A 15,173-nucleotide genomic window follows, 5' to 3' on the forward strand; every position below is an offset into this window, starting at 1 on the left:
AACTGCGCTGCTGCTGCCTGTTGTGCCGTTTGAAGTGCTGCGAGATAGGCCTTTAACCGTGTCTCAAAACGTGTTGCGAGATTTGGCCACAAAATCTTATAGGCCTTGGTGATCGTCTCAGCATAACTGCGCAAGCCCAAAAAGCTTTGCCAGGTGTGAGGGTCAGGGATACGCCCTTCGATGTAGATTGGGGCAATGCCCTCCGACACTTGGATGATTGGGCCGCGATAGCCTGTGCTTTCTGGTAAACGGTCGATCCAGCCCTCCAGCATAAAGCCGACATGCAAAAGCAAGCTGATCTCGTTAAACACGGTCAATTCGCTCGGCGTTGGGTCTCGGTGATGGGCGGTTTGATCTGGTCCGATGAGAGAGGCAATCTCGAGGTCTGGCGCGCCAATTTGTTGGGCCACATCCGCCAAAATCGACATCGTGGCCAATACTTTTGGCTTGGACACCGAAGGTCCTGAGCTGGGTTCCTGTGTGCAGGCCGCGGCAAAAAGGCCACCAGCGGTGAGGCCCAAAAGGTTACGACGCGCGATGAGCAAGGGATGTTTTTCCAAAAGAGCGGGTCAAAAGGGATTGATTAGGTCCCATTAGGCTTGACGCGAGTACAAGCCCAACCAAGCAGGACACAATGGCGGCCCCGACGGGGGCGGCAAGATGAAAGGAGACCAAGAGTCCAGCCAGGACGCCACCTATCCCAAGGCTGGCCGCGCTCAAGATCATCCCTGGAACGCTCTTGGCCCAAAAACGAGCGGCGATAGCCGGCAAGATGGTAAGCCCAATACTCATGAGGGCTCCGAGGGCATGAAATGATGCCACTGTGGTCAATGCCAAGAGCCCGAAGAAAACCGATTGGGCCACGGGGCCCGCCCATTTAGCCCCTCCTGAAGCACGCAAAAACTGAGGGTCGAGCGTGTCGATTAAAAGCGGACGATAGACTAAGGTTATGCCAATCGCCGTAACAAGTGCGGCGGTGCAAGCTAACGCTAAGGCTGTGTTGTCAATGGCCAGTGCCGCACCGAACAACAGCTTATCGAGATCAATGACGCCGCCTCCCATACTGGCGATCATCACGCCAATGGCCAAAGCTGCAAGATAAAACACGGCAAAGCCCGCATCTTCGGGTAAACGTAATGCGCGGCTAGCTGGTCCTGCTGTCATAAAAACCATGGTGCCGGTCAATGCCGCACCCAAGGTCGTCCAAAGAGTATTGCCGCCACTCAATAGGGCAGCTGCAGCAGCCCCCGGCAGGACGGCATGGCCTACAGCATCTCCAACCAAACTCATGCGCCGCATGACCAGAAAAACGCCAAGCGGTGCGCCTGCGACTGCAAGGGCCACACCACCCAAAGCGGCTCGCGTCATGAATTCATAGTCGAAAAAGGGAGTAAGAAGTCCGATCACGCCAATCCCCTAAAGCGCTTAGGACGAATGAGCGACGCCGCTTACCGCGCGCATAGGCTGGGTCAGGCTGCTCAAGGGCTTTTCGTCGCTACGACGCATAATTGCCCCGAATTTGGAAAGCTCCCACCAAAGTGGGAAGTGGCGTGCGCACTCAAGGTCATGAATTGCTGCAATCACTGTGCGACCTTCACCAACCCAGTGATGGATGACTTCCAATAGCTTTGCTTGAGACGCGCCATCCACCGCCGAGAATGGCTCATCAAGCAAAATTAGGCCGCAATCCTGAACCGTTAAACGCGCGAACAGAGCACGTTGCAACTGGCCGCCGGACAAAGTGTCGACTTGTTGCTTCTCAATGTCAGCCAAGCCAACCATGTCCAAGGCTTGGTCAATCCGCTCTTGGTCGTGGCGGCAAGGTTTACCAAATAATCCTAGTCGTGCCCACAAACCCATGGCCGCCAATTCGCGAACCGTCAAAGGCGCATCAGGACGAAGGCTTGGATGCTGCGGTAGCCATGCAATGCTGCGGTGACGCTTGAGCGAGGCATCCCACACACATGACCCACTAACTGGCGTTTGTTCACCAGACAACGTTCGCAACAAAGTCGATTTGCCCGCTCCATTTTGGCCAATCAAAGCCACCGCGCTACTTGACTGGATGGTACCACAAATACCGGTCATCACCAGATGATTGGGATAACCAATTGCAAGATCATTTAAAATCAAGCTCATATCGCTGGATCCTGCATGCCAGTCTAAAGTGAGACCGGGCGGATTAATGGGAGAAAGACCGAGGTGTCACGCCTTTACTCCCAATCACGTCAAAAGCGAAGCGGAAATGTTATGTTATTACAGTGCAGGTTCTGGTTATCCACTTGGTCTTGCACGTAGGGCCCGCATGCGGCTAGCCTAGCGAGCGTAGGGCAGTACACGCCTATAAGAGGAAATCACCCCATGTCGATGGACGGTCTCGAACTCACTTCAGCCAACGGCTTGACCTATCCATGTGGAGAGCCCCCGGAAGTTGGCACCGTGAAAGAGGTGGCTGATGGTGTTTATTGGGTCCGTATGCCGTTACCTTTTGCCCTCAAATGGATCAATCTTTGGCTCCTGCGTGACGGTGATGGTTGGGTGATCGTGGATACAGGAGTGGCAACCGAAGAAAGTCGCCTGCATTGGCGGACGATTTTTGACTCAGTTTTGGATGGCTTGCCGGTCAAACGCGTTATGATCACCCATATGCATCCTGACCACATCGGCTTGGCGGGCTGGATCACGCGTAAGTTTGGTGCCGCCTTGTGGATTTCGCGCCTCGAATATCTAACGTGTCGAACATTGGTCGCTGACACTGGGCGCGAAGCCCCCGAAGATGGCGTGCGTTTCTATCGCGCTGCAGGCTGGGATGAAGATGCGCTGGATACCTATCGGATCCGTTTTGGTGGGTTTGGCAAGGCTGTGTCGCGCCTGCCTGATTCGTATCAACGTATGGCTGACGGTGATCGGATTGAAATTGGAGGCCGAGATTGGCAGGTGGTCACCGGGTGCGGCCATTCTCCCGAACATGTCTGCCTCTATCAGCCAGACTTGAAAGTTCTGATCTCTGGCGACCAAGTCTTGCCGCGCATTTCGTCTAATGTGTCCGTTTTCCCGACAGAACCAAATGGCGATCCAATGACCGATTGGATCAATTCTTGTCATAAACTCAAACGAGTCATTGCTGAGGATGTCTTGGTGCTGCCTGCGCATAATGAGCCCTTTTATGGGCTACATAAGCGCTTAGACGATTTGATCGACAATCATGAGACGGCTCTCGCGCGACTGGCCGTTTGGCTCGCAACGCCGCGTCGCGTGATTGATTGCTTCTCGCCTTTGTTTAAGCGCCCGATAGGCGGAGAAGTCTTGGGCATGGCGACGGGTGAGGCAATTGCCCACCTCAATTGTCTGATAGCACGCGGGCAAGCCGCCGTGGATCGTAGTCCTGACGGGACCCTCCTTTATCGCCAAGCTGGTTAGGGTTGTTCCGGTGACGGCTTTGGGTCGGCGGCAGGCGTTTCAGCTTGCGGGCTCGCCTCAGCTGGTGGCACGCCGGGCTGATCTGCCCCCGGTGCAATCGTCACGTTGAAGATAGGTGGTGGCCGCCGACCGCGACGTAGGTCATCTGCGATACCAATTGGGGCGGAACCACCGTTCAAGCGTGCACGATAGACTTGGATATTCTCCAGGACACGCTGAACGTAATTGCGGGTTTCAGAGAAGGGGATTTTCTCCACCCAATCAATGGCGGTCTCAAGATCGGTCTCGCGGAATTCGCCATAGGTCTGCACCCATTGGCGTGGACGCCCTGGCCCAGCATTATAGGCAGCGGCCGCCATCACATAAGACCCATAGAAATTATTGACCAAATCGAACAAATGGGCAGAGCCCAAAGTCACATTGTGATTAGGGCGGGTGATCAGCCAGCTTGTTTCATGCTCCAAACCCATACGGCGAGCTTGGCTTGCGGCAGTCGCTGGCAAGAATTGCATCAGCCCACGCGCATTGGCAGATGAGACGGCGCGGGTGTTGAACTCGCTCTCTTGACGGGTAATCGCTAAAGTGAAGGCATCTTCTATCTGGCCGTACCCAACAATACGGGGAATTGGCATGAGGGGATAGGCGGCCTCAGTGGCCAAAATGCCGCGATTAAGACCCGCTTTGGCAGCCCGGACCGCTAGCGCTGGTTCATCCTTCGCGCGCGCATACTCAGAAAGCGCTTGGTGCTCGCCCTCGGTGTCGAGCTCATCATCTAGTGCAAGCGCAAACTGGCGGAAAAATTGGTTCTCGCCCGCATCAGAAAGCAAATTAATGATCGCCATCATGGTCCGGTTGTTCAAACGGTCGCGATCTTCTTGGGTCGCTTTCTTTTCAGGCGGCAAGGTCAATTGTGCGACTTGACCTAAGGATTCGGCCACTTTGACCGCCGCCAACTGCCCATAATAAACAGTCGGAAAGGCTGCAGCCGTACGATAATGGTTTTGCGCAACATCTGGTTGGTTCAAGGCTTCTGCGGTACGGCCCAGCCAATAGGCGGCCCGCGCACGCGAAACTGGTGTTCTAACGCCGCCTTCCAAGCGTTTGAAATGCTCGAGCGCCACGTTGGGTTGGTTCAAAAAGCGCAGAGCCACCCATCCGGACACAAATTCGCCATCGGCAAAGCGCTCCCCCCGCTGATAGCCATGGGTCGAAGCAATGCGATAAGCAGATTGCCAATCGCGGGTCACAATGGCTTCGTTCAAAAGATTGCGCCGCTCCGTCCAGATCAAATCCTGACCTGGCTCTGGCAAGCCGCGTGAATCAATTTGGGTAAGCAGGGAAAGGGCTTCGGCCCGACGCCCGGCCTGGCGCAGATTGCGGACGCGCTGATATTGAATGCCCCGGTCATCAAGGCTGACACCGGTCAAAGTCACAGTGTCGCCAGCGGCAATGCCAACACGACGCTGCGCGTTAAGGCGCCCGGTCTCGCTCATCAAAGGCCATAGCGGTTTGGATTGGGTAACGCGGTCGGTCCATAACAGGAAATCGACGCGGGCATCATGGTCTTCGGTGGTGAGTTCGCTGCCGAAGCGAACCAGAAAATTGGCTTGGCTTGCACTATCAAAGCGGTGATTGCGCCACCCATCTGATAGGAAGCGCTTTGCTTGGTCTCGTTCACCTAGCGCAAACAAGACTGAGGCGAGTTCTAGTTTTCCATCGCCAGAAATGGGGCCATTGTGGTCAAGGCCTTGTTCCTTGCGTTCCAAAAAGGCGCGCTTGGCCTGCGGGGTCAGAGAAGTCAAAGCGAGGCGCTGCTCGGCGCGGATGCGAATGGTTTGACGGCTTGGATAGAAGGGCAACTGGTCCAATGCTTGGCGCAACTCGTCAAAACTAGCAGGGTTGGAATCAGCTGTCGCCAAGCGCCACAATAAGAAGTTGCGAATACGTGCATCACTGGTCGTCGCCATGGTGGCGCGCACATAACTCCAATCGCCGCGCTCAGCCGCCCGTAAGGCTGTTCTGAGCACTTCAACCGGAGTTGTAGGGACCGGGGCCGCAGTAAAATCAACCGGCACAGAAGTGGGGACAGGCACGGGAACTGGCGGTGGTGTCGCCGTCTCTTGGGCTAATGCCATCCCCGACAAAATGGGGCTCGAAGTCAAAAGGCCCGTCACAATGAAGGCCAAAGTAGCTTTACGCGTGTCAAACACGGACATTCAAAAACTCCAGCGAAGTTCAGCGCAAATTGGGGGAGGGCTGTCGTCGCATCGCGGCCTAGCGGCCAATTAGTAGGAATAGAAAGGGTTGATCTTGGGAATCACACCTTGTGTCTAGCGACCAATTTCCCCTGAACCTAGTCGTATGTGTGAAAAAATCACGGCAAGCACAGCCTTGTGTACGCCCTTTGGTCTGCCCTTTGGTCTTGCATCCATGTGAATTGCGGTCGAGAAGGGCATTCACGACCCACTCAAATTTCAGCTAGGCCAGTACGACCCATGACGGTTTTTAAAGGCGTTTACACCGCCCTGATCACGCCCTTCAAAGATGGCAAGGTCGATGACGCGTCCTTCCAAGCCTTGATTGAGCGCCAGATTGAAAATGGCGTCAACGGAATCATTCCGGTTGGTACCACTGGCGAGAGCGCAACGGTAGATGATGCTGAGCATTGGCACTTGTTTGATCTGGCGATTGAAGCGGCCAACCGGCGTGTGCCTGTGTTGGCGGGCTGCGGCTCTAACGACACGCAAGCCGCGATTCGCCACATGCAAGTTGCTAAGAAAGCCGGTGCAGATGGGGCACTGATTGTGGCCCCTTATTACAATAAACCTAGCCAGGCGGGGCTGATTGCCCATTTTAACGCCCTCGGCAATGCCGTCGACCTGCCGATCATGGTCTATAATATTCCAGGTCGCACCAATGTTGATATTCTGCCTGATACTATGGCTGAAATTGCCAAACATCCCAATGTGGTTGCTTTGAAGGACAGCGCGGGTGATCCATCGCGCACGGCCTTGCATTTGGCGCGCATCACCAAGCCGTTCTCAATTTTTGCGGGCGACGATAATTTGGCCTTGGGCTTTGCAGCTTATGGGGCGGTAGGTTGTGTATCGGTTTTGTCCAACATCATGCCAAAGGAATGCGCGCAATTGCAGGCCCTCTTGGCTTCTGGTCAGTTGGCAGAAGCACGCGCTTTGAACCAAAAGCTCGACCCTCTGCAACGCGCATTATTTCTCGAGCCTAATCCGGGGCCAGCAAAGTTTGCTATGGCGACTTTGGGTCTATGTGCGGAAGACTTGCGTCTGCCGTTGGTGCCCCCCATTCCTGCAACCCGCGTTGCGGTACAAACGGCCATGATTGCAGCCGGGGCTTTACGAGGCAATTAGGCCATGCGCCCAGAACAACCCCGCAAGTTAATTGCTGAAAACAAGCGTGCACGCTTTGATTATTACATTGAAGATACCTATGAAGCTGGGCTCGTATTGACGGGCACCGAGGTCAAGAGCCTTCGCCTTGGCCGCGCCAATATTGCTGAAAGCTATGCGAGCCCCGAGCATGGTGAAGTATGGCTCATCAATTCCTACGTGCCAGAATATGGTCCTGCATCGCGCTTCAACCATGAGCCACGACGCAAGCGTAAACTGTTGTTGCGTGAACGCGAGATCAATAAGTTATTCGCCGCCGTTGATCGCGAGGGCCGCACCGTTGTCCCCCTAAAGCTCTACTTCAATGAGCGTGGGATGGTGAAATTGGAATTAGCGCTCGCCAAAGGCAAAAAAGATCACGACAAGCGTGATTCCACCAAAGAGCGGGAATGGAAGCGCGAGCAGGGGCGCTTGCTGCGCGACCGGGGCTAAAGCCATGTCAGGCTGGCTGGACCGCTTCTATCGTTTTTTCACCGAGATGGACTCAACGGCTGTCCGCGCCGTCTGGGTTGCCTTCATCCTGTTCTCGATTGCAGGACTTGTCCTGACCGCGGGCATGATGTTTATCGATTTAGATCAAGGCAATATTGCTCAATTTCTGCGTGGCCTACGTGATTCTTGGTGGGCACCAGCAGCGGTTACGGGGACCTTTATCACATTGGCCTTTATTGGCGCGCCGCAAGTTGTGTTGATTGCAGCTACCGTTGCTGTCTTTGGCCCGGCCGAGGGCGTTGTCCTGAGTTGGATTGCCACCTTGGTATCGGCGCAAGTTGGCTTCTTGTTAGGGCGGGCAGGGGGCGCTGCAGCATTATCAAAACTGCTCGGCGGTCGGGGCGGCCGCGCGCTTTCCTTCATTGGCAAGAATGGCTTTCTTGCCAGCCTCATCATTCGCTTGGTTCCCTCAGGACCCTTTATCGTCTGCAATATGGCTTTAGGCGCAGCCAAGGTTCGTTTGACGTCCTTTGTTGGTGGTACAGGCATTGGAATTTTGCCAAAAATCTGCCTTGTGGCCTTTGGGGCGCATGGTGTGGGCGAAGTGTTAAAGGGCGAAAATCAAGGCGCGATTTGGTTCTTTGTTGCTGCAATCATCATCTATCTCTTGCTGGTCTTGGTGGTACGCCCGATGCTAACGCGAGACCAAGCGCAAGAGGGCCTTGATTGAAATGATTTCTTGGATTAATTTGCTGTCAAAGAGGTCAATAATCACATCATGCGCAAGATTTTTCCCTTTAATGGAATGAGCTCAAAAGATTTTGCTGCAGCCCTGCGGGTTGGGCAGGAGATTGCAGCCGCGCAATATGATTTGGCCCAACGGGCGGGCTCGCTCCTTCTGGATGCAGGACGACTTAATCTGAAGTTAGCCGGGCTGCTTATCAGCCCTTGGGCGCGCAAGAGTCGCTAGGCCAATTGGCTGGGGGACGGCGCTCAGGGGTAAAGCGCCGCGGGGGCCAGCAAGGGCCCGCTCTTCAAATCTTCAGCAAATCAGGCCACACAACATCATGACCCAATCTATCCGTATCTTTGACACCACCATGCGCGATGGCGAACAGTCGCCGGGCGCTTCTATGACGCATGATGAAAAGATCGAGCTCGCAAAATTGCTCGAAGACATGCGCGTCGACATTGTTGAAGCAGGCTTCCCAATTGCCAGCCAGGGAGACTTTGACGCGGTTCAAGCCATTGCGCGCACCATTAAAACGAGCACTGTCTGTGGCCTTTCACGGGCGGGGGCGAAGGATATTGAGCGTTGCGCAGAGGCGGTGCGTCCTGCGCCTTTGAAGCGAATCCATACCTTCATTTCAACCTCACCCATCCATATGAAGCATAAGCTACAAATGGAGCCGGAAGCCGTCCTTGAAGCCATCCATGGTTCAGTCTCTTTAGCCCGCAATTATACAGATGATGTGGAATGGTCTGCTGAAGATGCCACCCGCACAGAGCGCGACTTTTTGTTGCGCGCGGTGGAGACGGCGATCCGTGCAGGTGCCACTACGATCAATCTGCCCGATACAGTTGGCTATTCTTTCCCCAGTGAGTATGGCGCTTTGTTTGCCGATGTGATCGCCAATGTACCCGGTGCCGATGAAGTAATCTTCTCCGCCCATTGCCACAATGATTTAGGTTTGGCGGTTGCCAATTCCTTGGCAGCTGTTCAAGGCGGCGCACGCCAGATTGAGTGTGCGATTAATGGCTTGGGTGAGCGCGCGGGCAATGCTGCGCTCGAAGAAATCATCATGGCGCTCCGCGTCCGCGGCGATGGCATGCCCTATTCGACTGGCGTGGATGCCACACGTTTGATGATGGCGTCCAAAATGGTAAGCCGGATAACCGGCTTCCCAGTCCAATATAACAAGGCGATTGTCGGCAAGAATGCCTTCGCGCATGAAAGTGGCATCCATCAAGATGGTATGCTGAAGCATGCCCAAACTTATGAGATTATGCGCCCAGAAGACGTCGGCCAAGGGGCGACCAATTTAGTCATGGGCAAGCATTCGGGCCGCCACGCGTTCAAGGATAAGCTGCGGGATATGGGCTATGAATTGTCCGATAATGCGTTCCAAGACGCATTTGGTCGGTTCAAAGCGCTCGCCGACCGGAAGAAACACGTCTATGATGATGACATCATCGCTTTGGTTGATGATGCAGCTGCCCATTATGACGACGCGATCAAAGTCTTGCGCCTGCGCGTTGTTGCGGGCACCGATGGCCCGCAAACCGCTGAAATAGATCTGGAAATTGACGGTAAGTCAGCTTGGACAACCCAGCGTGGCAACGGCCCTGTTGATGCCGTATTCAACGCGATTTCAGCCCTAGTTCCCCACAGCGCAGTCTTGGACCTCTATCAGGTCCATGCGGTCACCGAGGGGACAGATGCACAAGCCGAGGTCTCGGTGCGTTTGAGCGAGCATGGTCGCTTCGTAACGGCACGCTCCGCGGATGCTGATACATTGGTAGCGTCCGCAAAAGCCTATGCCAGCGCCTTGGCGCGGCTTCGTGCCAAGCGCGAACGCGGTGAGGATGCGCAAGCGGCAGGTTAAGCCTGCCAGTTCGATCCATCAGGAAAAACCGCCTTGATACAGCTGGAAAAGTCCTCCGGCGGCGGTACTTTGAGGTGCATGGGCTCACCCGTCGTCGGATGGGTGAAGTCCAGCGCCGCAGCGTGCAACATCAGGCGCGGGCAGGGCTTTCCCGCCAGCATCAAGAGCCCGCCATATTTTGTATCGCCTGCTAGCGCATGGCCAATTGCAGCAAAGTGCACGCGGATTTGGTGCATGCGGCCAGTTTGCGGGGCAACTTCTACGAGCGATGCAGAAGGCCCACTAGCCAACACGCGATACGCGGTGAGGGCTGCTTGCGCCTCGGCCTCGCCGGGATGGGTCGCGCGCATTAGGTCAAGACCAGCTGACTTAGTCCTGACGAGTGGCAGGTCAATTTGGCCTACTTCACGCTCCAGCTTGCCGCCCACCAACGCCAGATAGCGCTTTTGAAGCTGTCGACCGGCAAATTGGGCGGATAAATGCGCGGCTGCGGGGCTAGTTTTGGCGACGATCAACAGGCCAGAGGTTTCCCGATCCAAGCGGTGGACAAGTTTTGGCTTGCGGCCTTTACGGGTCATGAAGGCGGCCAAAAGCCGATCCACGTCACGCGTCACCCCAGATCCACCTTGCACTGCCAAACCAGACGGCTTGTTGAAGCCGATCAGCGCATCATCCTCATAGAAAACCCAGTCGCGAATATAGGCTTGCTCGTCTTGACTAAGCGGGGCCGGGCCTTTGGTGGAAAAGTGGCGGGTGGGACGATTTGCCATCGCCGCTGACTAGCCTATCTAGGGCGCAGCTCGCAAGGCATGGGAAAGGATTACGCTCATTTGGTCCCGCGCTTCGCTTTGAGAAATGCCGCAGGCTTCAAACTCACCCTCGGCCCAAGCGTCGCACAGGCGCTCAAGCGTAAAAATCAAAGTTAAGGCTTCGGGATTGGAAAAATGTGGAAAGCGGCTCCTTAGTGCGCTCATTTGCTGCTGCCGCGTCTGTGCCCGAACGGCGGCAATTTCAGGATCAGTCGACGTAAGATGCCGCAGCGAGCGGCGAAACAAACGGTGCGCGACATGATGCAGCAAAAGCGTATCGATCATGGCTGTGATGGTATCGGCTTTGGCCAAGCCCTGCGCCTCGGCCTGAGCCCAGTCGAGATAAATGGCCAGAAAAATGGCCTTTTTGTCTGGAAAGTGCCGGTAGAATGTTTGCGGAGCATAGCCCGCCCGCCGCGCAATCGCATTTGTTTGCGTACCCTCAAACCCGTGATCTTCAAATTCAAGCTGAGCGGCTTTGAGAAGTTCCGCGCGCCCCGATTTGCGATTTTTCATTGGTTTGTCTCACTAGCTTGACAATAAGTGATATTCATATCACTTATTTGGCAATGAACCAATCTCTTCTGCCAGTAAGCTCGTTTCGCGCCGCTGTGGGCGTTCAAAAGCCCTATGACTTAGTGGAAGCTGCGGGGACACTTGTTGCAGTTTCGCGTCGTGGAGCCGGCACACCAGTCTTATGTTTGCATGCGACAGCCCATGGAGGACGTGACTTTGAGAATTTGGCGGAGGTTTTAGTTCCTCAGGGCTTTGAGGTCGTCTGCGTTGATTGGCCAGGCCACGGGGCCAGTCCAACGGATGCAAGCCGGGAGCCTGCTAGCGCCAAGCGTTATGCTGTTGTTTTGTTGGCACTACTGCCACTTCTATTTGGTAAGGCCAAGCCCATCATTATTGGGAATTCTATCGGTGGAGCGGCGGCTTTGATTGCAGGTCACGATCAGCCAGAAGCCATGTCGGCTCTGGTGTTATGCAATCCTGGCGGGCTCGCGCCGCTAGATCCAGTTGCAGCCCGCGTTATCAAGCTGTTGGTCGCGTTTTTCAACGCCGGTGCCCGCGGCGCAAGCTGGTTTCCAAAAGCATTTGAACTTTATTACCGGTTGGTTTTGTCGGGCCCGGCAGCGCATGCCCAGCGCGCCCGCATCGTCGCCGCTGGGCCTGAGATGGCACCGGTCCTGGCGCAAGCTTGGCATAGTTTTGGCCAAGTCGATGCAGATTTGGCCGAAAGGGCCCAGGCATTGAACCTGCCTGTCTTATTCGCATGGGCCAAGTCAGACCAAATTGTTGCATGGTCTCGCTCTAAGCGAGCGGCAGAGAAAGTCCCTCATGCAAGAGTTGAGTTTTTCAGGGGCAACCATGCTGCTTTCCTTGAAGACCCGCAGGCATTTCAATCCGCCTTTCTTCGCTTTGTTCGCAATCTCCATCTCCAATAAACAAATTCAATGATTGGCGGCACAAATTCGGTTCTGATCCTCAAGTGGGCCTCACCAAGATTTGAATAAATTCAAATAAAATATCGATTTTCTTCTTGAAAATGATCTTTGCGTTTGGGCGGCATTAACTACAATTCGATCAAAGTGGCTCCAAAGCTCGCTTCGGGCTTGGTTTCATCATGTAGTGTCAAAAATGCTGTTCTTCCGATTTGTCGAAAGGTTGAAAAAGGATCGAACGCAGTCAGGCAATATGGCTGTGACTGTTGGCATAGCTGCTATTCCGTTGGCCATGCTTGTCGCGATGGCGAGCGAGTTTGTCGCCTTAGGTCGCGAAAGAGCGCTCATGCAAACTGCTGCCGATGCTGCTGCACTTTCAGGTGCGCAAAATCTTACCTTGGTTGGGTCAAGTGCCCGGCAATCGACAACGGATGTAGAGCGCTTTGCCATGGCGCAAGTCGGCGAATTCGCCAATCGTGCGACGGTTTCATTTAAAGCAACCCAAGGCAGCGACGGCACATATACTGTGGAAGGTCTTGCCTTGCGACCGTCATTCTTTGGGGACTTGGTTCCCCCCGGGGGCTTTCGAATTGAAGTGAAAGCAATCGCCGAATCCATGCAGGTTCAACCACTTTGTGTGATTGGTGATGATGGAACAGTCGGTGGCAAAGGGATAACCGCATCAAATAACAGCGGCATTCGCGCCAGAAACTGTATTGTTCATTCCAACAGTGACTTTGAACTCAGAAATACAGCCACGGTTGAAGCCGGCAGTCCCCGTGCGACGGGGGTGGCGACCGGGTCAGGTTTCACCCCAGCAGCCAATAGTGGGGCTCTGAGGATTAGTGACCCCTTCCGAAGTCGCACCATTGCCCCGCCTGCCGACTGCTCCACAGTGCCGGATAATGGGTTGTATGTGACGTCAGCAGATACAGTCACGTTATCACCTGGTATCCACCGCATTGAATACAATATGACCGGGACTTCTGTTCTCAAACTGCTGCCAGGAGAGCATTATTTCTGCAAGGGTTTGAAGCTTCGAGGGCAGGGTCGACTTGAAGGGGAGGATGTCCTGCTGATGTTCACGGGCGGCAATGCGCTGGACGCTAGCCAGAATAGCAGTGTGTCCCTGTCTGGCCGACGTTCTGGCCCATGGGCCGGCTTTGTAATCGTTTCGACACGGGGCAATTATGCCAACTTCACGATTGCTTCGAGCAATGTAGATAAGCTCTTGGGGACGATTTATTTGCCCATGACGCGCCTTCAGGTGAGTGCGACAGGTGAGGTGGCCGAGGGGTCGCAATGGAGCGTCATTGTCGCGCGAAACATCAATCTTTCCAATAATGCGCGGCTGATCATTAATTCGGATTACGAGGGCTCACCCGTCCCTGTGCCGACGGGTGTTGGCAATCAGGCGGGTGGTGCCAATGTGCCCCTTCGCCTCCGGCAATAGACACCGAAGCTAGAAGAAGGGGCTTGCCCAAAGCGGCAACATTCTAGAGCATGATCGGCGGAAAAGGAGTGATCATGCCCTTTGTGAACATCAAAGTGACCCCAGACGGACTGACGCCAGAAAAGAAAGCTGCCCTGATTGCAGGGGTGACTGAGTTATTGCGCGTTGAGCTTAACAAGAACCCCGACACCACCGTCGTTATCATTGATGAAGTGGAGACCGATAATTGGGGGATTGGCGGCAAGACTGTCACGCAACGACGCGCGGGGGGATGAGCGCCCCTCCTAGCAGGTGTTCGTTCGCCTCAAGCCTCATCCAACCCCAGATCGAGGCAGGGGGCGGAATGGGTGAGGGCACCGACCGAGATATAACCGACCCCAGTGGCGGCAATATCGGCCACGGTAGATAGATTTACCCCACCAGAGGCTTCTAGGGTCACAGCCCCCGCCACACGCGCCACAGCCGTCTTTAAGTCGGCCAAGCTGAAATTATCCAGCATGATGCAGGTGGGGGAAAAGGGCAGGGCCTCTTCCAATTGTTTGAGGCTGTCGACTTCCACTTCGATGGGCAGCAAATGGCCGCCATAGGCCTTGGCTCGGGTCAAGGCAGCGACGATGCCCCCTGCGGCAGCAACATGATTATCCTTGATCAGAATGGCATCATCCAAGCCAAACCGATGGTTAGAGCCGCCGCCTAACCGCACCGCCTTTTTCTGAAGTGCGCGCAGGCCCGGCGTCGTTTTGCGCGTACAGGTGATCTTGGCAGATGTGCCCTTTACCGCCTCGACATAGCGGGCAGTTAGGCTTGCAATGCCAGACAAGGGTCCAAGGAAGTTCAGCATCACCCGCTCTGCCATCAACAGGCTTTGAGCTCTGCCGTTTAAAGTGGCGATCACATCACCGGCCGCCAGAACCGCTCCTTCGGGCAGGCGCGGCGTCAGGGTCGCAGTGGGATCAATCAGGCGCAGGGTAAGGGAGGCCGCGTCAAGGCCAGCCAAAACTCCCGCGCTGCGCGCCCGCACGACCCATTGGACTTCTAGGTCGGGGTCAACCGTCGCCAATGTAGTGACATCGCCCGCCCGCCCCAAATCTTCGGCGAGCGCCATGCGAACAATCGGCTCAAGTACTACATCGGGCAAATAGGTCATCGCATTATGTCCAAGGTGACGAAGCTGCGCTTCGCAGGAGTTTTTTCGGTGGGGAAGTCACTGCGGTAATGTCCGCCACGGCTTTCCTGCCGCGCTAAAGCACCCTCCGCAATCAGGCTGGCAGTGATCAATTCATTGGTAGACCCATGTTGGGCTTTCAGGTCTTGGATCGTGTCGATAAGGCTGGTTAGGCCTGCCGCATCGCGGACAACACCTGCTTTGGCGGTCATCTCCGTCCGCAAAAGTTGCCGGGCGTCATTCGGCAAGGGCGAGATCGAAGGTGCATCGCCACCTGCCTGTCCGCCCGAGGAAGCATCGCGCAAGCGCTCTGCAACCCTATTGGCAAAGACCACGGCCTCTAGGAGCGAGTTAGACGCCAAGCGAGTGGCGCCATGCACCCCAGTGGAAGCAAATTCTCCAATAGCAGAAAGCCCCTCTA

At 55.2% G+C, this 15,173-nt stretch carries 16 protein-coding genes and 1 pseudogene; 9 read left to right on the plus strand and 8 right to left on the minus strand.

Features of this window, described 5'->3' with window-relative positions; all coding sequences use genetic code 11:
* The 3 genes from IOB61_RS05530 to IOB61_RS05540 form a co-directional block, all read right to left on the minus strand.
* Positions 1 to 545, minus strand: a 545-nt coding sequence (locus IOB61_RS05530; protein WP_290813401.1) for a zinc ABC transporter substrate-binding protein, incomplete at its 3' end; no start/stop codon positions are given.
* Entirely contained in the window at positions 526 to 1,407 is an 882-nt protein-coding gene (locus IOB61_RS05535; RefSeq protein ID WP_290813403.1) for a metal ABC transporter permease, read from the minus strand. The genes IOB61_RS05535 and IOB61_RS05530, both read right to left, overlap by 20 nt.
* Before the next feature lie 18 nt (positions 1,408 to 1,425).
* Positions 1,426 to 2,139, minus strand: coding sequence for a metal ABC transporter ATP-binding protein (locus IOB61_RS05540; RefSeq protein WP_290813405.1), 714 nt, complete (start codon positions 2,137 to 2,139; stop codon positions 1,426 to 1,428).
* Positions 2,140 to 2,361: 222 nt separating this feature from the next.
* Between IOB61_RS05540 and IOB61_RS05545 the strand changes: the two genes are divergently transcribed.
* Positions 2,362 to 3,420 (plus strand): MBL fold metallo-hydrolase, encoded by a 1,059-nt coding sequence (locus IOB61_RS05545; RefSeq protein ID WP_290813407.1) that lies wholly within the window; start codon positions 2,362 to 2,364, stop codon positions 3,418 to 3,420.
* Here the strand turns inward: IOB61_RS05545 and IOB61_RS05550 are convergent.
* Positions 3,417 to 5,636 (minus strand): lytic transglycosylase domain-containing protein, encoded by a 2,220-nt coding sequence (locus tag IOB61_RS05550; protein ID WP_290813410.1) that lies wholly within the window; start codon positions 5,634 to 5,636, stop codon positions 3,417 to 3,419. The two genes, IOB61_RS05545 and IOB61_RS05550, sit on opposite strands and share 4 nt — an antisense overlap.
* A 279-nt stretch (positions 5,637 to 5,915) precedes the next feature.
* Here IOB61_RS05550 and dapA point away from each other — a divergent pair, with 279 nt between their 5' ends.
* From dapA to IOB61_RS05575, 5 genes are all read left to right on the plus strand, one after another.
* The gene (gene dapA, locus IOB61_RS05555; RefSeq protein WP_085338063.1) at positions 5,916 to 6,803 is read left to right on the plus strand and encodes a 4-hydroxy-tetrahydrodipicolinate synthase; all 888 of its coding nucleotides are present in this window, start codon (positions 5,916 to 5,918) and stop codon (positions 6,801 to 6,803) included.
* Between the two features lie 3 nt (positions 6,804 to 6,806).
* On the plus strand, positions 6,807 to 7,274 hold the full coding sequence (smpB, locus tag IOB61_RS05560; RefSeq protein WP_085338064.1) for an SsrA-binding protein SmpB: 468 nt from the start codon (positions 6,807 to 6,809) through the stop codon (positions 7,272 to 7,274).
* Positions 7,275 to 7,278: 4 nt separating this feature from the next.
* The gene (locus tag IOB61_RS05565; protein WP_290813416.1) at positions 7,279 to 8,004 is read left to right on the plus strand and encodes a VTT domain-containing protein; all 726 of its coding nucleotides are present in this window, start codon (positions 7,279 to 7,281) and stop codon (positions 8,002 to 8,004) included.
* 48 nt (positions 8,005 to 8,052) lie between these two features.
* Complete coding sequence (locus IOB61_RS05570) at positions 8,053 to 8,244, plus strand: hypothetical protein (protein ID WP_290813419.1); 192 nt, start codon at positions 8,053 to 8,055, stop codon at positions 8,242 to 8,244.
* 97 nt (positions 8,245 to 8,341) lie between these two features.
* Complete coding sequence (locus tag IOB61_RS05575) at positions 8,342 to 9,880, plus strand: 2-isopropylmalate synthase (RefSeq protein WP_290813421.1); 1,539 nt, start codon at positions 8,342 to 8,344, stop codon at positions 9,878 to 9,880.
* Here IOB61_RS05575 and IOB61_RS05580 read toward each other — a convergent pair.
* Together IOB61_RS05580 and IOB61_RS05585 are read right to left on the minus strand one after the other, a co-directional pair.
* Positions 9,877 to 10,650, minus strand: a complete 774-nt coding sequence (locus IOB61_RS05580; protein ID WP_290813424.1) for an RluA family pseudouridine synthase — start codon at positions 10,648 to 10,650, stop codon at positions 9,877 to 9,879. The genes IOB61_RS05575 and IOB61_RS05580 overlap by 4 nt on opposite strands.
* A gap of 18 nt (positions 10,651 to 10,668) precedes the next feature.
* Entirely contained in the window at positions 10,669 to 11,205 is a 537-nt protein-coding gene (locus IOB61_RS05585; RefSeq protein WP_290813427.1) for a TetR/AcrR family transcriptional regulator, read from the minus strand.
* A gap of 53 nt (positions 11,206 to 11,258) precedes the next feature.
* Between IOB61_RS05585 and IOB61_RS05590 the strand changes: the two genes are divergently transcribed.
* The 3 genes from IOB61_RS05590 (at position 11,259) to IOB61_RS05600 (ending at position 13,862) form a co-directional block, all read left to right on the plus strand.
* Positions 11,259 to 12,137, plus strand: coding sequence for an alpha/beta fold hydrolase (locus tag IOB61_RS05590; protein WP_290813430.1), 879 nt, complete (start codon positions 11,259 to 11,261; stop codon positions 12,135 to 12,137).
* A 256-nt stretch (positions 12,138 to 12,393) separates the two neighbouring features.
* Positions 12,394 to 13,587 (plus strand): hypothetical protein, encoded by a 1,194-nt coding sequence (locus IOB61_RS05595; RefSeq protein WP_290813433.1) that lies wholly within the window; start codon positions 12,394 to 12,396, stop codon positions 13,585 to 13,587.
* Between the two features lie 74 nt (positions 13,588 to 13,661).
* Positions 13,662 to 13,862, plus strand: coding sequence for a 4-oxalocrotonate tautomerase family protein (locus IOB61_RS05600; RefSeq protein ID WP_290813436.1), 201 nt, complete (start codon positions 13,662 to 13,664; stop codon positions 13,860 to 13,862).
* A gap of 29 nt (positions 13,863 to 13,891) precedes the next feature.
* On the opposite strand, the gene nadC is transcribed toward IOB61_RS05600, so the two are convergent.
* On the minus strand, positions 13,892 to 14,734 hold the full coding sequence (gene nadC / locus IOB61_RS05605; protein ID WP_290813439.1) for a carboxylating nicotinate-nucleotide diphosphorylase: 843 nt from the start codon (positions 14,732 to 14,734) through the stop codon (positions 13,892 to 13,894).
* Positions 14,731 to 15,173, minus strand: a pseudogene (locus tag IOB61_RS05610) (L-aspartate oxidase); the annotation flags it as partial. The gene nadC and the pseudogene IOB61_RS05610, both read right to left, overlap by 4 nt.

The organism is Aquidulcibacter sp., assembly GCF_020253525.1.
Classification (GTDB): Bacteria; Pseudomonadota; Alphaproteobacteria; order Caulobacterales; family Aquidulcibacteraceae; genus Aquidulcibacter.